The following is a 21,185-nucleotide window of genomic DNA, read 5'->3' on the forward strand; positions in this document are numbered from 1 at the left end:
GATATATTTTTTCAAATGAAGCAGCTTATTTTTGCGCATTTGCCATTTGCAAAATGGTCTGGACCATATGCTCTACTCCGGCATTACCGCTATGCTCTACTCCAGCATTATCGCTGTCATGCAATGGAGCACTATATTTCTCTTGGAAAGGACTCTGCTTTTGCGCTTTGATGGCAATTTTTTGGATAAGTGATGCCGGTAAAGGCGAATAGCGTAAAAGATCGAGCATAATATCTGGAGTTGTGAAACTTTGCATCAAAGGAAGCAATTGCATAATAATAGCAAATGTCCGCTCTTTTTCATTGAGACTTGTTGGAGCATCATCGACGACAATATCATATTCCAAACTGGTGATCATTTCGCGTGTCAATGGAACGTACTGTGCGTTTTCGTCACCAACAATACGCACCAATCGTCCATCGGAAAGATAATTTTGAATGAGATAGAGAATAATTTTTCCCTGTCGTTGCCGATACCGACGCAGACCATCAAAAAAGGAAGCCAATAAATTGAGTGACGATTGTCGACGTTGTTCTTCAAGAACTCCTGGTTGATTAACAGCTCGTGTTCCAACAAATTCAGAGGATAGACCGGTTACTTGTTCGATAGCGCTCTTTGCTTCATTAAACAGCTGAAAAAAGCCTTGTGGGAATTGCGCAACAGGTTTAGGCTGGATTCTTCCACCAGAAACAGCCCCGCTTTTAAGCCAAGTAATGCTATCTGCTCTAGCCCAACTTTCCATGGCTTGACGATCATCATCAAAAGCATCACGTTCAGCCATAATTCCGCCTTTTGACTGACTATTGAGCAAATGCATAATTTGGCTAAAATATTTATTTGCCCAGCGTTGCGGATCTTTTGTTGGTTTTACAATACCATAAAATTGCCGGCTTAACTTATCAAAAGTGCCGGTAATACATTCCCATCCCAATTGATTTGGTGGCACCAAGGGTTTATCGGGTACTTCGAGCAATTTTCTACCCAAAAAGGCTCGTTTGACAATTTTTCTAGTCAATCTCGTTGCTTGGAGACAAGGGAAATCTTTGCTCAAATTTTGGAAATCTTGCTCCGAATAATCGATAAACTTCCCGCTTTGGGGATCGAGAACTTTATAAACAACCTCGCGTTCGAACCAGCGGCATTCAGCCAATGTGACCATTTTGGGACGTTGAGATCTGCTCGCATCATCCCCGTCTGGATGATAGCTTTGCGTATCACCATTGCTGGTTTGGTGCAAAAATGTATGATGTTTTACCCAATCGGCATTAAGATCGCTCCAATGGACATGAGGGAACATTTCTTGAGCAACTGTCAAAGGTTTTTCATCGATATACCATACGCGCTGTGCATCAACCAAATTTGGTTTCACGGCACTTGCATCCCAAACCATTTTCATGGGATCTAATCGTGCAATCACGGGTTTTCCTTGCGGATCTTCTTCATAATCAAGTCTGGTATCTGTCCAGCCCATTCCACAAATGATGGCATCTTGAAAAGCATCAGAATCTTCGTACTCTCCATCAGCTTCGTCACGAAACCATTCAGCTGCTCCGGTGAGAATCTGGTTAGCAAAGGCTGCACCCTCTTGGCGTGGAATGAATTGCACCTGTCGTTTATTATTGCGCTCTGCACCAATCACCGCATTGATCAAAGGAGCAACACGGTTAAAGGTCATGACCGGTCTGTTTTGTTCGCGCAACACGGCGAGATCTTGTTCATTCCATTGCCGCCCATTATAGAAGTCATAGTCTTCTTGGGCATTTTTTCGCCATTGCTCAACATGAATGATATCATCGTAGTACCAGCTGACAAGTTTTTTAAAGAGCGCCTGATATTCAAGCGTTTCGAGTTGATTAAAAGAATCTGTAGAACTATTCATTAAAAAGCCATCCATGAAGTTTGAGAATGGTGAGAAAAACGATAAACATGTTTTTTGGGTCGGGTATGTGGCTGTTCATAAGCCACACACATGAGTCCAAAACTATCAGCGCCATGACTTGCCCAATCATGTTCAGCACCCAATCCGATATTACGCTGTTCATCGCGTTTTTCGTGATACCACGCGAGCGCTTTTCGTCCGGCTTGCGTTGTTTCACGATTAAACCATATGGCAGGGAACAACCGCCTTACGGCTTCGATGCGCATTTTAACAGCACCTATTCCTTGATTAGGAATAACTTTTGTTTGAAACCCGGCTTGTTGGAGAGCGCTTTCAAAACTCACATTATAGACACGATCTTTGGTGGCACCATCATGTGGCAAAACCATAAGAGCCTTGTCATATCCCCTTTGGAACACCCACCCGACATGCTCTGAGAGAGGCTGTCCTTGGGCTTCATAATAATCGAGGACACGGATTTCACGTCCAATGAATTGAGCTACCCACAAAGCTGTAGCATCAGCCTTTGCACCTGTTCCCCCAATATCCCAAAAGATTCTGATTTGTATCAGAGGATCACGGGGAACAGTAGTGATGCGCCCTTCCTGTTCAGCTTCCAGAAGTGCTTTTTGGTAATAAGCGCCTTGAACAGCTTGAAGATATCCACCTTCCCAAATGTGGTTATACTGTTCGGGTCTTTGCTGCAAATCATCCTTACGATCTCGATTAAGCTTTTCGGGAAATTGAGGATTATCGCGCCAATTGATTTCAACACCTTTGATATTGGGGTTATTCACATTTCGGAAGCGTTTTTCCACGGGCGCATTTTCACGGCAAGGGTTCCATGTCACCCATAATTCAGCATTCCAATCTTTTCCTTCTTCGCGCAAAGTTGGGATGAGAGTTTGCCAAGCAGTCTCGGTAACAGGTTCTGCCTCATCAACCCAGCAGAGGAAAATGCGACCCATTGATTTAATACTTGCGATATTGCGATCAAGACCAGCGAAAACATAGACGATACGTCCATCTTTTGACTTAATATATTTATCACCGATTTCATAATAGTCTTGTAGAAAAGGGTAGGTCTGAATTGCCCGTTTAATTTCTTCCAACGAACTTTCATTGAGTGAATTTTGAAATTGTCGTGCACAGAGAATAATACCCTGTTCTCCAGCTTTTCCATGCCGATATCCGATCACGGCAGACATCAAAGCAAAGGAACGCGTTTTTCCAGATCCCCGTCCTCCCCAAGCGGCACGCACATCAGCTTTTCCAGTAAAAACGGGAACAAGCTTTGGAATAAGAGCAATTTGCGCAGTTGTCATTAATCCTCAAACATCACAATTTTTAGACCTCACGATCTCCAGACACGCCATCCTTTGAATTCACCGGCACAATCTCAACACGTGAGATTGTTTTAACATCACCCCCCGCTTCTCCGGTAACCTGCAGAGGCAAAACTTTTGCAAGAAGCGAAAAAAAAGGCACAGGATTATTAAGTGCATGATATTGGAGATAAGACACAAGCCCATCTTCACCATACTGATATCCAGCTTGCTCAGCAGCTGTAAGAAGGGCTTCATTAAAGCGCTTTGTTGTTTTATTTAAAGCACCTTTTGGCCGCCCTCTTCGGCGTAAAGGAAGACAACGTTCATCTGCCACCATCATATTCCTTCAAATAAATAGGAACTGATCCCACACCATAAAAAATGGCATGAAAATCAGCAATAAAATTTCAAGAACAACAATAGCCTTTTGACTAGAGATCAAGACACATAAGATGGCTTATGTAATCTGCGCATAATAACGCATTTTGAGTAATCCTTTGCTGGATAATTGATAAAAAGTCTTTTTGCCTTTTTATCATAAGCTTCTTCCTCTCATAACGATGCCTCTCTTATCCTCTAAAGAGACAAAGAAGCCTTCCCCTTACATCACAAACAAAGGATAGATAAAAGATATAATAGCAATAGAAGATAAAAAGAATAACAACATTATAGAAGGTGAAGCGCCTGATATAGAATAAAAGTATAATTCCCTTATACAAAAGAGAAAAAATCTATACTCACGCTCCCATGTCTTCGCTTAATCACCCAGCAAATATTACCTACAATGCACAATCACACAAAGCTTACCTAAGCCATATCCCCTTTCCAGAGAAATACATCCCTTAGAACTCTCTCTTATAGGCCACACGAAAACTTATTGATTATACGACAAAACTCGATCTATGATTCAACAAAATTCAAGGAATCATAAAGTTATCACCGCATATAACTGAAAACCTGCAACTAGAAATCATAAAACTTATCGCTTAAGAAACCACAGAATCTGAAGAACTAAAAAATCTGGAAAGTTTTATGAAACAAGCGCTACTTCATTCACAAAGAACTCATCTGATGTAATGAAATTTTGCTGACCAACACCATTTCATCCGTTTGCGAAGCGCACAATTCCGATTGTTTCACTATGATACACATTCAGATTTACCTTGTCAACTTTTATATTCTCATTATCATTTTTCTCAAGCATTCTGAACATTTTCTCAATTTTCAGACGAGAAAATCAACTGATCAGCTTCTTTTTCAACTGTCACGGTTGATTCATCGCGAACTTGTCCAAACAAGATCCTTTCTGCGAGGGGGTCTTGAATTTCTTTTTGGATAATGCGTTTAAGAGGTCGCGCCCCGTAAAGAGGATCATAGCCTTTGTGCGCGAGGAATTGTCGTACTTCTGGTTTGATATGCAAAGTTATTTTGCGTTCATTGAGCAAATTTTGCAAATGTTGTATCTGAATATCAACGATTGCTTCCATATCTTTCCGTTGCAATCTCTGAAAGAGAATAATCTCATCAATACGATTAAGAAATTCGGGACGGAAAGCCGCTTTTACGACATTCATGACATCATTTTTTGCTTGATCGGTTGTTTGTCCTTCAGGCAAAGCGGTTAAAAATTCAGCCCCAAGATTTGAAGTCATAATCAGCAAGGTGTTGCGAAAATCGACGGTTCGTCCTTGGCTATCAGTCAAGCGTCCTTCATCAAGAACTTGCAACAAGAGATTAAAAATATCGGGATGAGCTTTTTCAATTTCGTCGAACAAAATGACCTGGTAAGGTCTCCGCCGCACGGCTTCGGTCAACACCCCACCTTCTTCATATCCGACATATCCGGGCGGTGCCCCAATCAGGCGAGCACCGGCGTGTTTTTCCATATATTCCGACATATCGATGCGCAGCATTGCGTTAGAGTCTTGAAAGAGAAAAGCCGCGAGAGCTTTGGTTAATTCAGTTTTTCCAACACCGGTAGGTCCTAAGAACATAAAGGAACCTATAGGGCGATTTGGATCTTGCAGCCCTGCACGCGCACGCCGCACAGCACGTGACACGGCTTGAACGGCTTCGCCCTGTCCAACAACACGTATGCTAATTTCGTCTTCCATACGCAAGAGTGCTTCTCGCTCTGCCTCGAGCATACGCTCAACAGGAATTCCGGTCCACCGTGAAATGATCTGTGCGACATGTTCAGCGGTCACAGTTTCTTCAACGAGATGATTTTTCTGGTCATCATTTTCAGCCATACTCAATTGTTTTTCGAGCTGAGGAATGACGCTATAAGCGAGTTCTCCAGCTTTTTGGAATTGTCCATTGCGCTGAGCGATAGCCAAAGCATTGCGTGCTTCTTCAAGTTGTTTTTTCAAATCCGCGGCATGCCCTAATTTTTGCTTTTCGGCCTGCCAAGCAGTTGTCATTTCAGCAGACTGTTGTTCCAATGTTTCTAGTTCAGCCTGCACGTTTTTTAAGCGTTCTTTTGCCGCTGAATCCACTTCTGTTTTCAAAGCTTCGCGTTCGATTTTCAACTGCAAGATTCGCCGATCGATAGCATCGAGTTCTTCAGGTTTTGAATCAACTTGCATACGCAACCGTGCCGCAGCTTCATCGATAAGATCAATAGCTTTATCGGGCAAGAAACGGTCAGTAATATAACGGTTAGAGAGCCGAGCTGCAGTAATCAAAGCACTATCTGCCAAACGCACTTTGTGATGTTGTTCATATTTTTCTTTGATACCACGCAAGATAGAGATTGTATCCTCAAGCGTTGGCTCGGGAACAAAGACGGGCTGGAAGCGGCGTGCGAGTGCAGCGTCTTTTTCGACATATTTACGATATTCGTCAAGCGTCGTTGCGCCCACACAATGGAGTTCTCCGCGTGCAAGAGCGGGTTTTAATAAGTTGGAAGCATCCATAGGGCCATCGGACTTTCCAGCTCCAACGAGATTATGCAATTCATCAATAAACAGAATGATTTGACCGTTTTCGGCTTGCACCTCAGCAAGCACAGCCTTGAGGCGCTCTTCGAATTCACCACGATATTTTGCACCAGCGATAAGCGCTCCCATATCCAGCGCGTAAAGCTGTTTATCGCGCAAAGTTTCTGGCACATCGCCATTAACAATGCGCAGCGCCAATCCCTCAACAATTGCAGTTTTCCCAACTCCAGGTTCACCAATAAGGACAGGATTATTTTTGGTGCGTCGTGAAAGAACCTGAATAGTTCGACGAATTTCTTCTTCACGCCCAATAACAGGATCCAACTTCCCTTCCCGCGCATCTTTTGTGAGATCCCGGGCATATTTCTGCAAAGCGTCATATTGGCTTTCGGCATGGGGGCTTGTCGCTGTCTTTCCTTTGCGCAGAGCATTAATGGCTTGATTAAGCGCTTGCGGGGTCACGCCTGCTTTTGTTAAAATATCAGCTGTTTTTGCGGTTTTTTCCATGATAAGCGCTTGCAGTACACGCTCCACGGTTACAAACTGATCACCGGCTTTTTGTGCGAGATCTTCTGCCATAGCGAAGACTTTTGCCAATGGCTGCGACAAATAGAGTTGCCCATTTCCGCCTTGCACTTTTGGCAAAGCATTGAGCTCTTCTGTAAGAGTTTTTTGAATAAGAGAGAGATCCCCGCCAGCTTTTTGGATCAGCGAGGCCGCCAATCCTTGAGAGTCATCTAACAGCACTTTGAGAAAATGCTCAGGCACAAACTGCTGATGATCAGAAGAGAGAGCGTTGTTTTGTGCTGTTTGCAAAAAACCTTGCAACCGTTCGCTATATTTCTCCAAATTCATTTTTTTTCCTTTCTTGCACTACCACCGCACTTTAGCTTCCTAGGACACATACAAGGATCAAGAAAACCTCATAAAACACCGCGAACGAGGCAGCATAACGAATAACCGTAGTGTTAAAACGAATATGGGTTCTCATAAGCCCCATAGCAAGAGCAAGAAGAAGAGGTGATATCATTTTTCAACAAAACCGCAACTTTTCTCTATAAAGTTCCTGACCATTAGAATGCACAATGATTTAAGGATTGGATTTGAACGACTAAGGGTAGCGCACCAACATGCCTTTTGCTTGAAACAAAGCAGCGCCTTACGACCCGTAAAAAGTATTTTTCACAAAAATATTGAATGTATGTTTATTGATACATTTACGCTGTCTTTCTTAAATTAAAGGAGGTTAAGAATGTATCGCAACATAAAAAACGTTATAAATACTTTCTGATAAGCAAACAAAGCTATGCCAATTTGCCGATAAAGTTATTACTATGCAACACGCATGACCTCACAATGCATTATTCGATACACTCTTTTTTCTGCCAATAACTTATGATGGTGAACCTGATTTTACATATTTCTAGGAAAATTAGTTTCAGTTCTAAAACGGAAAAAGCAGATATATTGCTTTATTCAACCAAAGCGCCCACACTATTCGCTTTTCTCTCTTAAAATACAATGGAATGGAAGAATGGTAAGCCAAGCATTTTACCCACGAAGACTCAAGAGTGCAATGCGAAATTGAGTTACCATAAGAGATTGAATATCGATACAAATGAGGTATTTTCAGGAATAGAAATCTAGTTACAGGAATAATAACCAACCTTATGGCCTAAAGCAACGACAGTTAATGTCATCGAAATTCCAAGCCATTTGGCAAACTTCATAAACCTTGACATTTTATTGAAACCCGTTCTCGTTAGAAGAGGCATTTTTTATCTTGTTTTGTGTTGAGTCCGCAAAGTTCAATCTTTTTCAAGCTTATAACCAATAACAAAATCGAAGCGCTATGAAGTGTCTCTGCTCAAGGAAGCGAAAAGCCCCTTAGATCGTTCAAGCATCATGTAAGATCATAAGCAACCTTTTTGGCTTTTAGCATCACCCACTACACTGGGGTGGGCAGCATTGCCAACAGAAAAGACCTGTCTGCACAAGCTTTTAATGCATTGAAAAAAGAAAAGCTTATCGCCATTCTTTTGCAAAATGGTTTTTGAAAACCTAATATCTCCTTTCCACCTCTTGGTTCACTTAAATAGAAATCAATCTTTGTGGACAATTGCGCAATTTTTTCTTTCTCACTTCACGTTAATCACAGCATACGAAAGGTCACCACAAATCAGCAGATCATATATATGCTTATGGGACAGTCTGGAAAACTATGAAAACAAACTAAGCAACCTCCTTCTTAAAAGGACGAAAGTCCTCACAGCTCCACTTTGAAAACAAATAGCAGTGCGGAATTGTTTTTCATTTCCCAACCACTGTTGTCTCACTTTCATGAATATTTTTTCGGGATAAAGTGTCACGTTGGCTTTTAAAAAGCCTTTGTTTTTTCTTTTACAAAAGAGAAGAATTCACGAAAGCGTTCAGCTTTTCTCCTCAACTTCAATCACCCACTTCACCTTTTGCAAATATTCAGTTTTTTTGCAGCACACCCCCGAGTTTTCCCTCTGACTTCACACATCCTCTTCTTTCACACCCAAAGCCCCGTTTTAACGTTTTGAAATGCCTTGCCATCCTCTGTTATTCTTCTTCATCGCTTATTTGTGGTGGTGGTGGCAAAATATAAGCACCCGAAAGCCACCGATTAAGATCAATAGATCGGCATCGTGTTGAACAGAAAGGATAGGCGTTTTGTTGTGACATCTGACCACAAATTGGACAAGGATGCGGAGGACGACAGGTTGGCGCTATTTCTGTTTGCGTTAAATTTGGCTCTGTTAGCGTCTGATGTGTCTTTGTTGTTTGTTTGTGCGCCTTGCCTAATTTTTTTTCTGTTTCCTTTTTTTCATTTTGCCTCTCCCCTTTTTGTTGTTTTTTACACTGTTCCATTGGTTTTGCCTGTCGATAAGTTTCTCTAAAGCGTTTCTCCAGCCCAATGAGAGAGAAGTGGGTACTGATAAGCTGTCAAAAGATCCATTGTTTCAGCCAACGGCAAACCAACCACATTGGAATAAGAGCCAGTAATATGAACCACGAAAGCCCCTGCTTTTCCTTGAATAGCATAGCCACCTGCCTTTCCTTCCCATTCTCCAGAAGCGAGGTAGGCATCCATCAAGGTAGAAGTCAGCCGTCTAAAGCGGACGCGACTTTCGACCAGTTTTACGGTTATTTTCCCGCATTCATTAAGCGCACAAATAGCACCATATACCTTGTGAGAGCGTCCAGAAAGGAAACGCAAACATTCATAAGCCTCGTCTTCACCTTCTGGCTTAGGAAGAATAGTGCGCCCCACAGCAACCACAGTATCAGCAGCCAAGATGATAATTTTCTGTGCTGACGTTTCTTCTTGGTTATTTTGACTGCGCCATAGCAAAATCTTTTGCGCTTTAAGCGCTTTTTCCTTTGCCAAACGTTTTGCAAGATTTGCAGGGTGTTCTCTTAATTTTGGCGTTTCATCGATATTGCTTGCATAAACCTCATGAGGATCAAGGCCTATCTGCGCTAAGAGCGCTAAACGACGCGGCGAAGCAGAAGCAAGCACCAACTGGACTTTTTCGGAAGGATTTTTTCTCAAAGGCTTTTTTCCTAAGAGAGTTTTCTTTAAGTTTCCCATTTTTGCCCCCTCAGAATGATTTTAAACCACCACCCAATTTGTTTTGGCGCCACGGATACCCTTTACATTGACTTCACACATTTCTAAGATCATTTTAATTTTCCACTTTTAGAAGAAACATAAAGACATTTTAGAAACGATACTACCAACTTTTACAGAAAACGAAAACCACTTAATAACTTACTTATAGCGATATGTGATACGCCCTTTTGTCAAATCATAAGGTGTCATTTCCACCATGATTTTATCACCAGCTAACACACGAATACGATTTTTTCGCATTCTCCCTGCGGTATGGGCAATAATTTCATGATCATTTTCCAATTTCACGCGAAACATCGCATTTGGTAAAAGTTCGGTCACGATACCAGAAAATTCTAAAACTTCTTCTTTTGACATAAACAATAATTTCCTTTATAGTGGATTTATTTTTTGAGCTATGCGTTATTTTTTAGCGTTCATACCCTATTTTCTTGGTTTTGTGAACAAGAATTCAACGAAAGGGAAAAGGTTTTTCTTTTTATGTTTATTCACCAACGCTCTCAAAAAGTTTTATCCGATGTGTTAACATGACCTTTTGAGCAGATCCATGATGAACTCGTCTGAGCATTCTCCAACGCTCTTTTCAACTCAGCTTTTGCGCCACGCATTCACCTTTCTTCAGCCATCTTCAACTTATTTGCGCATTCTTCATCCCCCTTACGAACCCTCCAACCAACACGTTCATTGCATTGACAGAAGCATTCATAATAGATAACTTTTCTGCATTTCCTTTTACAGCTTCACATTTTTATGCTTTTACAATTTTACAGAAAAACAGCAAATCTGTGAAAAGCGTATGACACAAGAGCACTTTAAACGGCTGTCTTTAAGCTGAAACGGCAATTTTTAACTCCTATAGCTTCTCTTTAAAGATTTTCTCATTTCAAGCTCTCTTATGATAAATCAATAAAAACTGTTTACTTGCATGTTCAAAAGTGGAATGAGCGTTTGGGTAAAAACTGTTTGAGAACAAACTTAATATACCTCTCATAAACCGTCTAAATGCAAAAACAGTCGCAAAATTAAGAGCTGACAATAGAATGATGATGCAGCTTACACCTTCATAAACATAAAGATGGTAATACCCAATGGATTTTACGTTAGTAGCATCCACAACTACCGTTGTGAATAAAATTGGGAGCAACCAGAGAGCACACACATCAACAATATATTTAAAATATGAAATGCATCATTATCAACATGAACAGCACCACCACATTCTACACACTTTAAAGTTGCTTGTGTTTGATGTTTTTTTAGGAGGACACGATCAAAATAATGGAGACACATTGTTTGTCCTCCCTGTTGCTACCGTAAGAAGCATCATTAAAATATTTTTTCCCTTTAAAGCAAAAGCTTAAATAGAATTTAAACACGAAAGCGGAAAAGAACACACTCTATTGCCGCATCTACAAACTAACGAAGCATTGAGGGATCAGAAAAAACTGCACAATAAAAGAGATTTGTTCATTGAAAACGAGCCTTCACAGAAAGTAATTTAGCAATAACTTTCTAAATTTAAAACCCAACACTTCAGCAGTCTTAAAACACTTTATAAGTGCTAAAATGAATAGTTTCCTTTAATATAGAATTTTAAAAAGCAGCAAGAGAAAAACTGTTTTACAACTCAGAGAAAGTTTTCTTATTAAAGGCAGAGATTTTAACCTAAAGAGTTTCTCACACAAAATTATCATCAAGTTTTTTGAGAATAAAAGTTTTTAGCTCTCCACAATGCTCTTTGTGGCGAAGAATCATGGGATCAATCGAACACGCTGATGAAAGCTAGACTCTGCATAAGAGATTAAAAGTCCAGATTAAATTTTTTCAAAAAAAGAGGCAGGATTCTCAATATTTCCGCCTCTTTAAATTATAAATATAGCTCATTGAAAAGACTCTTTAAGACGAAGAAGAAAACCAACCTGATAACAGCTCATATCTTACGGGATCATCGCTACATTGGCCACTTCCGCATTCGAGTATAGTAGAAATCAAGTTTGCTGCAATCAAAAACACAAACAAGAAACTTGCCATTCTGTTCAACATTGGCAAAGGAGAAAAGATTTTAATTTTGTGTGCCAATTCACTTAAAATCATGATAAAGGAAACCGCAAAAATACAAAGGACTGAAATAATGAATGCCCAAGTATAAAAATGCAGCCCAAAGAATGTTGAACCATATCCGAAGTCATCTGGTGTGATATGCAAAAACACTTGCCGAGCAGCAATGATACTGGTTACCATACAACCAAAAATAACCATACCATAATGGGTATTTTTCACCTTATGGTGAATATTCAATAAAAACCCACACCCTGCAAGTATCAAGCCAACGCGCTGGAGAAGACAAAGGGGACAAGGTAGTTCAAACTTTACCAATTGATAATAAAAAGCCACTACTAGGACAATGGATAACCCAATAAGCCCTAGAGTATTCATAAATACGACGAAATGGGGATTTTTTTGTTCAACACGTTCCATGGCTATTCTCTCAAAAAGACAGGTTTAAAGTAGAAGTTGCGTGATGATTAAAAGTAAGAAGAATGACAACTAACAAAATTGCCCACAAGGCGTAACTTATGTTTTTTTTGCCATATATAGCCGTTATTGCTGTACCTAAAGCGATTAAAAATGGAACAAACATGGCTTAAAATCTCCTTTCCTATTATTAACGCCTTAATTATTGACGCGTAACATATTACAAAATTGGGCAAAAAAGAGACCGTGGGCTCATTATTTACAATTCATCCATTATATTTCGTTACCCTTAAATAACTGTAAAAAAGAACAGCAAATATTAACGAAAGCATTTGATCGCCTGTTTCTCTTTCCTAACAAGAAAAAGAGCCTATTTTCTCCTGACAATAAAGGAATCATTTGAAGAGCAAAATAATAATCATTTTCTAAAGATTAAGATTTTTATATCTTATCTATTTCAATAAACACTCTTAATTTTTTTCTTGCTTTTGCCACTAAAATTTCTTTATTCATTACAAGCAACGGTTTAAATTGTTATCCCTCTTGCATATTTATGTTTTTGCACTCTCTTTTGAGAAACGAGAAATGACGAAACCTTCTGGAAACCTTACAAACATCACCCTCCCAGCAACTATTATTTATCGCCAATGATCTCCTGAAACTCTCATCATATATTTTGATAAACCTCATACCCATGGCAATAAATCGGAAGTCAAAACAGAAGTACTTTTATTGAATTCGCATGATCATTTTCCTAAATCAATCGAGCTAAGCACTACTTATTCTAAAACCAAGACGAAAAGTTTTCACTTTCATTTCAAAGTTTGTTTTAAACACCATTCCATAAAAATATTTGTTTTTTCATTACATAGTAAACGAGCTTGATCCTTAAGCTTTATGCATGCACACCCTTAAGTTTTTTGTAAAAAGTATTTTCTGCCATAAAATACCATTGATATAAAAAAAGATCCATCACCGTTTTACTCAACTTCTGAAAGAGTACATTTATGAAAACTATAGCCTACCCTAAAACTAAATTGAAAAAACTGTTGCTCTATATAATTGACTTTGCAAAGAGAGTGTAAAACTCTTAAAGAATAAGGGAAAAGAATCGCATTGAACACTTGAAAAGGATGCAGAATGACTAAAAAATCGTGCGATGTAGCGATTTTAATGGGCAGCCAATCGGATTGGCCAACAATGTGCCATAGCGCGGATATTTTGACATGTCTTGGGATTTCTCATGTTTCGCATATTATCTCAGCACACCGAACTCCTGAACGACTTTACCAATTTGCGAAAGGTGCAAAAACGGCAGGTTTTAAAATTTTGATCGCCGGTGCAGGCGGTGCAGCGCATCTTCCTGGTATGTTAGCAGCTCTCACTCCACTTCCTGTTTTTGGCGTTCCAGTGCACTCATCGTCTTTATCGGGTCAAGATTCTTTACTTTCAATTGTGCAAATGCCAGCAGGAGTACCAGTTGGTACATTAGCGATCGGCAAAGCAGGTGCTATTAATGCAGCGCTTTTAGCTGCAGCAGCTATGGCGGTTTACGATGATAATCTAGCACAGCGGTTACAAGATTGGCGTCAGCAACAAAGTGCCAGTGTTGCGCACACTCCTGTAACAAAGGTTTAAAATGAAACACTTTTTCAACACATCCCCTACATCTAACACATCCCCTACATCTAACGTATCTTCTACATCTAATGCATCCCCTGCATCTAATGCCTCTTCTGCACCCACTATGTTGCCTTCAAAAAGCGTGATCGGCTTAATGGGTGGAGGGCAATTGGCACGCATGTTAGCCATAGCAGCAGCAGAGCTAGGATTTCGAACGATTGTTTTTTGCCCTGAAACGGATTGCCCAGCTGCACAAACAGCAAATGACCACATTATTTCAGCTTATGATGATTATTCGGCATTAGATCGCTTTATTTCTTTGTGTGATGTTGTGACCTATGAGTTTGAAAATCTTTCGCTTCAAACGGCTCAATATGTAGAGAAAGCCAAAAGTGTTTACCCCTCTTCCAAGGCATTAGAAATTACGCAAGATCGACTTTTTGAGAAGCAATTTTTGCATGGGCTGGGCGTCCGCACAGCATCATGGCATGCTGTTGACAATTCTTCTTCTCTCCGTTCAGGACTTTCAGCGTTAGGTGGGCGTGGTCTTTTGAAGACACGCCGTCTTGGTTATGATGGGAAAAACCAGATACTGCTGGATCACCCACAAGAGCAAACCCTTGACGAAGCCTTAAGAACTTTTCAGGATCAACCCTCGATTTTGGAAGAAATTATTCCTTTTTTATCGGAAATTTCAGTCCTCTCAGCACGCACGAAGCAAGGGGAACATATTTTTTATGATTGTCCTGAAAATCAGCATAAAAACGGCATTCTTCACAAATCATTTGTCCCATCGCATATTCCGCTTGAGGTGCAGAAGGCTGCACAAGAAATAAGCGTAACAGTCATGGATGCCTTAAATTATGTTGGTGTTCTTTGCATTGAATTTTTTGTTTTAATAGATGGTAGTCTTTTAGTGAATGAATTGGCTCCTCGCGTCCATAACTCTGGCCATTGGACACAAAAGGCGTGCGTAACTTCACAGTTTGAACAGCATATCCGTGCTATTTGCGGCCTCCCCTTGGGCAGCACATACCGCCACAGCAATTGTCAGATGACCAATCTTCTTGGCAACAATTTGAACGATTTCAAATATTTTCTTACGCAAGAGCGCACATCGGTTCATTTATACGGCAAAAGCTCTGTTCAATCACTGCGCAAAATGGGGCATGTCATCCAATTAACAGGACCAGTCACCAAATCTTGACAGCAGTGTCTCTCAACAAAACGCTTCCACACACAAGGAACAGAGAAAAAAGCCAATAAAGCGACTTTTGCGGCATTTTTTCAAGAACATTTTTCATTTCTAAACAACAGCTTTCAAGAGCTTTTTCTCAGAGCCCTCCCAAACACATTCCTCAAAGATACCTCAAACACTTTTCCAAAAACCAGCTCCAAACATCTTTTCAAGGTTTTCCTTCACAGCATACCAACTCTCCTCTTGGCACACATAAAGTATCCCTGATTCCGAATTTTTTTCCGTTTCTTTAAAGTTATGAAGACCTCATGGCGACCATATATATGCCAATCAATTTTATGACACACTCTTATTGCATCTTGCACCAGCGTATTTTTATTGCGTTTCACACAGCTTCTTATGATATGAACTCTTTCATTAGAGCTCACTTCGTTTGTTGGTAATTTCACCAAGAATGAGAGACTTGCCACTTCTCAAACCCTCTGTCTCCCTCTCTAAGTCATGACATCAGATCTGCGCTTAACGAAACCCTAACAAACTTTTCTTCAATCAAGGAAACCTCTTTTATGAGAGTGCCTCACGGCATCCTTAAACATAACGGTTTGTTTTACCCTCCTTATACAGCACATAAAGCCATGATATGATGATGAATGTCATCCCTTCACTCCCACTATTTAACGAAAAAACACTTGATTTTAGCTACAATGAATCAAGTTTCATTGTACTTTGTACAGATATATGGTCATAAAATTTATAAAGATCTTGAAGCCTTCTACAATACTGATTGATACAACACAAGGAACTCAATTCACCCATTTTCAAAATCCCACCATTTTCAAAAATTAAGGCTTATTCTCAGTATATTTGCAACCATATCACCGTCCCCCCACCCTTTCTACGGCATCCAGTGATCCCCCACTAAAGGATAATTTCAAGAGATATTAATCTAGTCTCTATGAATATAAATTAGCGCAGAATATTCTACTTTAACGGTACAGATGTCATATTAGCATAAATTGATTACTGCAAAGCAACGGTAAACAATGATAAAAAGCCCTATCCACTTTGACGAACTCTTACATAAAGATGTGACCGCATCACTTAATTTATCAATCGCTGAAACATCTGCACAACTTGGTATATCTTGTGTAACATGTTCAGAGTTTTAAAGGAAGATCCACTCTTAGCCCCAATCTCGCTATGGAGCTAAAAATCTAGTGTTAGCATTATAAGGGGCTATGCAAACAAAATAACACTTAACACAAGCTCTAAAATATCACCACCTTTCTGTATATCGTCTTGTTCTAGTAACCCATGTTAGACTCGCTTTGTTTACATATCATTTGATTAAAGATGAAAGACCTTTAGATTTTCCCATATCTTTTTTTCTCTTCCATTTAACGCACCATAGAGAATTTGTAGGGGATACGCACTTGACAAGAAGAAGACTCCTTGTTAGAAGAGCCTCAGTTTTTTTTGGAATTTTCACTTATTCGTTGTGCTAATTTAAGTATGTTAACGTACGTTTATATCTTAAGAGTATGTTTTCTTTTTGCAATCACAGTGAAAAAGTGTGTAACATGATGTTCTGATGTAATCATGATATTATGACACGGTGTTATATAATGTGGTGGTGTGTTGCAATGTTAAGGTTACAATATTGAAGTTATAACATTGCGTTACATGAGTATGTATAAACGGTGAGTATGATGAAAATTAAAAATTCGCTTAAAGCATTAAGAGAGCGCCATCGTAACAATCGTTTGGTGCGTCGCAAGGGACGTATTTATATCCTCAATAAAACGAACCCACGTTTTAGAGCACGTCAAGGCTGATATTTTATGCTTGCTTTTTGCAAGCATAAGGCTTCTTTGTCTCTTGAAAGTTTGTTTTTTACAGGTCCGTTGTTTGATAATTTATCGTTTGAGGGCTTGTTTTTATGAATTTTTTTGTCTTCTTAAAGGTTTTGCAATTGCGGAGCTTTTGTGTTTTCCGACAAAGTTTTTTGTTTTTTCTCGTCAGTAGTTTTTGTTTAATTTCTACTGGATACGGTCAAAGTCCTCCTTCACTACCTCACGATCCACTCTCTCCACAATTGCTTTTGCCGCTGGATGATCTAATACCCAGCCAGCCTCCTTCAGCACCGGCGACATCTGATTCAACAGCAACCATTTTTGAAGATGTTGACTCACCACACCATTTCCATGCTGACAGAGCTAAACAACGCAAAGAGGCAGAAATTTCACGCTTACTCAAAGAATTGAAATTTTGTGCTGATGTTCGTGAAGCAAAAAAGATAAGTCAGCAACTTCAGCGTTTATGGTCACAATCTGGTAGTGAGACGATTGATCTTTTAATGTCGTGGGCTGAAAATGCTATCAGCACCGACAATTATGGTCTTGCCCTTGATTACATCGACAATGCTCTTGCGCTCTTACCCACCTATGCTGAAGCATGGGTAAGGCGTGCTTGGATTCATATTCAGCTGAGTGATTTTAAACTTGCCATGCTTGATCTTAACCATGCTTTAGAACTTGAACCACGCAATTACATAGCATTTTTTGAGCTTGGAGTTACCATGGAAGCAACGGAGCGTCCACACCTTGCCATCAAAGCCTATAAAACAGCTCTCGAATATTATCCACAAATGCAAAAGCTTCAAAAGCGTATTGAAATTCTTTTAGATAAAGAATCACCCCAAAGCCTCTAAATGAGAAAGATCACCTCCAGAAACATTCCTCCTCAATATTGCATTAGAAATAGATAAAATCGAGGTCATTTTATATCTAGAAGAAGATCTCAAACTGTTTTATAATGAGAAAGGGTGTTCTGCGCTTCTCGACAGGAAATAACATATTCCTGAGACCTTATTGATCTCCAAGGGAGCTGTCCCTGATAAAGCTCGTGGGCTTTTTCATATGGCGCCCACCTATTTTTGTAGGTTCCCGGGATCAGCTTTTTCCATCGGCTGTTGTGGATCACTCATTTTTTGCATAAAAAGCAAATCATTATATTCCTTTTTTGCGTGAAGCAAATCGCAGTGATATTTTCAAGAGGTTTGTGAAAGTTTTTGACAGCTTAAAAGGCTTTATTTTGTTGCATCCGCAACAGTTTAATAATTGACAGAGATAATGACACAAAACATAAAGCACCAACAGTCTGCTTCATTGATTCGTTCACAACTACGGAAGAGAGGCTTATCCCATCGCGATGCCCTTTCATCAGAAGAGCGCGCTCTTTTTTCGCATCGCGCCTGTTCCCACTTAATTGATAGCCTTGAACAGAAGGGGGAAGATTTTTCGCGTATGATTCTGGCGGGCTATTGGCCGATCAAGTCGGAAATAGATCCACGTCCTCTCTTTGATGCTATAGCGTTACGTGGTGGGGATTTAGCATTACCAGCAGTGATTGATTCAACCACCATGGTTTTTCGTGCATTTTCACAGAGCACAGTCTTAGAGCCGATGCGCTTTGGCACTGTGGGACCTAGTGCAGAAAATGCAATTGTTGTACCCAATTTTATTATTGTTCCCCTTTCTGCGTTTGACAGTCAATGTCACCGCCTTGGATATGGCGGGGGATATTATGATCGCACTGTTAAAGTTCTTGAAAAACAAGGGCATAGGATTAATTTATTGGGCTTAGGTTTTTCGTGTCAGGAAGTTGAATCCATTCCCCATACAGAACATGATCTGGTTGTGCAGGGAATTTTTACAGAAAAAGGTTTCTTAAAACGCTAAAGTGTGATTAAAACGCCTATGCGTTTTTTATTTTTAGGTGACATTGTTGGAAAAACTGGCTGTACAGCTGTCTTTGAACAGCTTCCACAGCTAATCAAAAAATGGCAGCTTGATTTTGTTGTGGTGAATGGTGAAAATGCTTCTAATGGTTTTGGTATCACACTGGAAACTTATCAAGATCTTTTAATGGCTGGTGTTGACGTTGTGACAACAGGAAATCACGCTTTTTCGTGCCAAGAAGCATTACGCTACGCTCATGAGAGCGACCGTTTTTTACGCCCAGCCAATTTTTCTAAGGAAACTCCTGGAAAGGGTTCTGGTATTTTCACGGCAAAGAATGGAGCTCGTGTGCTTGTTGCGAATATCTTGGGGAGTGTTTTTATGCCATGCAAGGTGAAGGATCCGTTTGAAACCGCTGAAAATATTCTATTAGCGTGCTCTTTGATGGAACAAGCAGATGCGATTATTTTTGACTTTCACGCAGAAACGACGAGCGAGAAGCAATGTTTTGGACATTTTCTTGATAGCCGTGTCAGCGTTATTGTAGGAACGCACACCCATATTCCTACGGCTGACGCACAGATTTTAGAAGGCGGCAGCGGTTATTTGTCGGATGCGGGAATGTGTGGAGATTATAACTCGTCTCTTGGAATGGATAAGGAAGAACCTTTACACCGTTTTCTTTATAAGAAAAAGCAAGGTCGTTATGAGCCGGCGTGCGGCCCTGCGACACTTTGTGGTTTAGCAGTTGAGCTTTCAGACCGCACAGGTTTAGCGAAAAAGATCTCGTCGGTACGAATCGGGCCTCATTTAAAACCTGAAATTCCAGATTTTTGGTAACATTCTTCGCGTATTTTTTATTGAAGAGTTTCTTTTTGGCAGTTTTTCTTCAAGCTCCCGAAAAATTTGTCCCCAAACATTGCCTCTAAGAAAGAGAGAGACCTCCAGATACCCCATTGAAGGGGAGCGCTGAAGATGGTTAGGCTGTTACACGTTGAATGACAGCACCACATTGAGCTAATTTTTCTTCCAATTTCTCAAATCCACGATCAAGATGATATACGCGGTTGACGATTGTTTCTCCCTTTGCAGCCAGTGCAGCAATAACAAGAGAGACGGAAGCACGTAAATCAGTAGCCATGACTGGTGCGCCTTGCAGATTTTCTGTTCCATAGACAGTTGCCGTCTGCCCATCAAGTTTTATCTGAGCACCAAAACGGGTAAGTTCCTGAACATGCATGAAACGATTTTCAAAAATCGTTTCAGTGATCCGAGAAGTTCCCTGAGCACGTGTCATCAACGCCATGAATTGTGCTTGAAGATCGGTTGGGAAAGCAGGATATGGCCCTGTTTTAATGTCCACGGGCATTATTTTTGTTTGTCGTGGGTTTCGTTTAACGTGAATTCCTTGAGGTTCTATTTGAATATCGAGTCCGGTTTTTTGAAGAACCTTGAGCACTTGAGTAAGATGGTTATGGTTTGCATTTTTGAGAAACACATCACCACCTGTCATAGCAACGGCCATTGCGTAGGTTCCGGCTTCAATTCGATCAGAAATGACATGTATTCTAGCACCATTGAGTTTTTTAACGCCTTCGATGGTGAGTGTTTCTGTTCCTTCACCGGTTATTTTTGCCCCCATTGCGTTGAGGGTTCGAATAAGATTTGCGACTTCTGGTTCACAAGCGGCATTCTCAAGAACGGTTTTTCCCTTTGCCATTGTTGCCGCCATAAGCATAACATGTGTTCCACCGACAGTAACTTTAGGAAAACGGTAGTGAGCACCTTTTAATCCCTTTGGAGCCTTAGCATGTACATATCCATTTTCGATAGCAATACGGGCTCCTAAAGTCTTGAGCCCCTCAAGGATAAAATCGACGGGTCTGGTGCCGATAGCGCATCCTCCAGGCAGCGAAACATAGGCTTCCAAGCATCGTGCAAGCAATGGTCCGATAACCCAAAAGCTTGCGCGCATTTTTTTCACGAGTTCGTATGGTGCACGTGTTGTGGCTATTTTTTGAGCGGTAAAATGGATTGTTCTTGAATTCACACAATCGTGGTAGACTTTTTGTCCATCGACAGCGTATCCGACACCATGATTATTAAGAATACGAATTAACAGCTCAACATCAGCAAGATGGGGAATATTTTCTAAAGTGAGGGTTTCTTCGGTAAGTAAAGCAGCAATCATAAGGGGCAATGCAGCATTTTTTGCCCCTGAGATAGGAATAGTTCCTTCAAGTTTTTTTCCACCAACAATTTGAATAGAATCCATAGTGCTTTCCCTCTTTCCCTTTGCGTCTTTCTTTCCAAAGATTTTCCCCTTGAGAAGTTATTTT

The 21,185-nt window shown here is 40.4% G+C and carries 17 protein-coding genes and 1 other RNA gene; 8 read left to right on the forward strand and 10 right to left on the reverse strand.

Annotation, left to right across the window (positions count from 1 at the left end):
* Positions 1-25 precede the first annotated feature (25 nt).
* From V3564_RS05215 to clpB, 4 genes are all read right to left on the reverse strand, one after another.
* Positions 26-1,879 (reverse strand): portal protein, encoded by a 1,854-nt coding sequence (locus V3564_RS05215; RefSeq protein ID WP_455480529.1) that lies wholly within the window; start codon positions 1,877-1,879, stop codon positions 26-28.
* Positions 1,879-3,204: a PBSX family phage terminase large subunit gene (locus V3564_RS05220; protein ID WP_455480530.1), complete on the reverse strand. Its 1,326-nt coding sequence runs from the start codon at positions 3,202-3,204 to the stop codon at positions 1,879-1,881. Before V3564_RS05220 ends, V3564_RS05215 begins: the two co-directional genes overlap by 1 nt.
* Before the next feature lie 22 nt (positions 3,205-3,226).
* Positions 3,227-3,544 (reverse strand): hypothetical protein, encoded by a 318-nt coding sequence (locus V3564_RS05225; RefSeq protein ID WP_455481461.1) that lies wholly within the window; start codon positions 3,542-3,544, stop codon positions 3,227-3,229.
* Positions 3,545-4,424: 880 nt separating this feature from the next.
* Positions 4,425-7,004, reverse strand: coding sequence for an ATP-dependent chaperone ClpB (gene clpB / locus V3564_RS05230; protein ID WP_455480531.1), 2,580 nt, complete (start codon positions 7,002-7,004; stop codon positions 4,425-4,427).
* A 1,073-nt stretch (positions 7,005-8,077) separates the two neighbouring features.
* Here clpB and V3564_RS05235 point away from each other — a divergent pair.
* Positions 8,078-8,206: a hypothetical protein gene (locus V3564_RS05235; protein WP_455480532.1), complete on the forward strand. Its 129-nt coding sequence runs from the start codon at positions 8,078-8,080 to the stop codon at positions 8,204-8,206.
* A gap of 529 nt (positions 8,207-8,735) precedes the next feature.
* Here the strand turns inward: V3564_RS05235 and yacG are convergent.
* From yacG to V3564_RS05260, 5 genes are all read right to left on the reverse strand, one after another.
* Positions 8,736-9,044, reverse strand: a complete 309-nt coding sequence (yacG, locus tag V3564_RS05240) for a DNA gyrase inhibitor YacG (protein ID WP_455480533.1) — start codon at positions 9,042-9,044, stop codon at positions 8,736-8,738.
* A 25-nt stretch (positions 9,045-9,069) separates the two neighbouring features.
* On the reverse strand, positions 9,070-9,768 hold the full coding sequence (locus V3564_RS05245; RefSeq protein ID WP_455480534.1) for a Maf family nucleotide pyrophosphatase: 699 nt from the start codon (positions 9,766-9,768) through the stop codon (positions 9,070-9,072).
* 180 nt (positions 9,769-9,948) lie between these two features.
* Positions 9,949-10,167 carry a translation initiation factor IF-1 gene (gene infA / locus V3564_RS05250; RefSeq protein WP_004857577.1) on the reverse strand — a complete coding sequence of 73 codons (219 nt, stop codon included), beginning with the start codon at positions 10,165-10,167 and terminating at the stop codon, positions 9,949-9,951.
* A gap of 1,539 nt (positions 10,168-11,706) precedes the next feature.
* Positions 11,707-12,288, reverse strand: coding sequence for a disulfide bond formation protein B (locus tag V3564_RS05255; protein WP_455480535.1), 582 nt, complete (start codon positions 12,286-12,288; stop codon positions 11,707-11,709).
* 10 nt (positions 12,289-12,298) lie between these two features.
* Positions 12,299-12,451 (reverse strand): DUF5993 family protein, encoded by a 153-nt coding sequence (locus V3564_RS05260; protein WP_455480536.1) that lies wholly within the window; start codon positions 12,449-12,451, stop codon positions 12,299-12,301.
* A 974-nt stretch (positions 12,452-13,425) separates the two neighbouring features.
* On the opposite strand from V3564_RS05260, the gene purE reads away from it, so the two are divergent.
* From purE to V3564_RS05295, 7 genes are all read left to right on the forward strand, one after another.
* Complete coding sequence (purE, locus tag V3564_RS05265) at positions 13,426-13,923, forward strand: 5-(carboxyamino)imidazole ribonucleotide mutase (RefSeq protein WP_455480537.1); 498 nt, start codon at positions 13,426-13,428, stop codon at positions 13,921-13,923.
* Between the two features lies 1 nt (position 13,924).
* Entirely contained in the window at positions 13,925-15,115 is a 1,191-nt protein-coding gene (locus tag V3564_RS05270) for a 5-(carboxyamino)imidazole ribonucleotide synthase (protein WP_455480538.1), read from the forward strand.
* 1,700 nt (positions 15,116-16,815) lie between these two features.
* On the forward strand, positions 16,816-16,941 hold the full coding sequence (ykgO, locus tag V3564_RS05275) for a type B 50S ribosomal protein L36 (protein ID WP_455481462.1): 126 nt from the start codon (positions 16,816-16,818) through the stop codon (positions 16,939-16,941).
* A gap of 104 nt (positions 16,942-17,045) precedes the next feature.
* The gene (locus V3564_RS05280; RefSeq protein ID WP_455480539.1) at positions 17,046-17,816 is read left to right on the forward strand and encodes a tetratricopeptide repeat protein; all 771 of its coding nucleotides are present in this window, start codon (positions 17,046-17,048) and stop codon (positions 17,814-17,816) included.
* Between the two features lie 113 nt (positions 17,817-17,929).
* Positions 17,930-18,090, forward strand: a non-coding RNA gene (ssrS, locus tag V3564_RS05285) — 6S RNA.
* Between the two features lie 147 nt (positions 18,091-18,237).
* A complete protein-coding gene (locus V3564_RS05290; RefSeq protein ID WP_455480540.1) occupies positions 18,238-18,846 on the forward strand; it encodes a 5-formyltetrahydrofolate cyclo-ligase in 609 nt (202 codons plus the stop codon).
* 18 nt (positions 18,847-18,864) lie between these two features.
* Entirely contained in the window at positions 18,865-19,686 is an 822-nt protein-coding gene (locus tag V3564_RS05295; protein ID WP_455480541.1) for a TIGR00282 family metallophosphoesterase, read from the forward strand.
* 139 nt (positions 19,687-19,825) lie between these two features.
* Here V3564_RS05295 and murA read toward each other — a convergent pair whose 3' ends face one another.
* The gene (gene murA, locus V3564_RS05300; protein WP_455480542.1) at positions 19,826-21,121 is read right to left on the reverse strand and encodes a UDP-N-acetylglucosamine 1-carboxyvinyltransferase; all 1,296 of its coding nucleotides are present in this window, start codon (positions 21,119-21,121) and stop codon (positions 19,826-19,828) included.
* Positions 21,122-21,185 lie beyond the last annotated feature (64 nt).

This window comes from Bartonella sp. B12(2025), assembly GCF_053795135.1.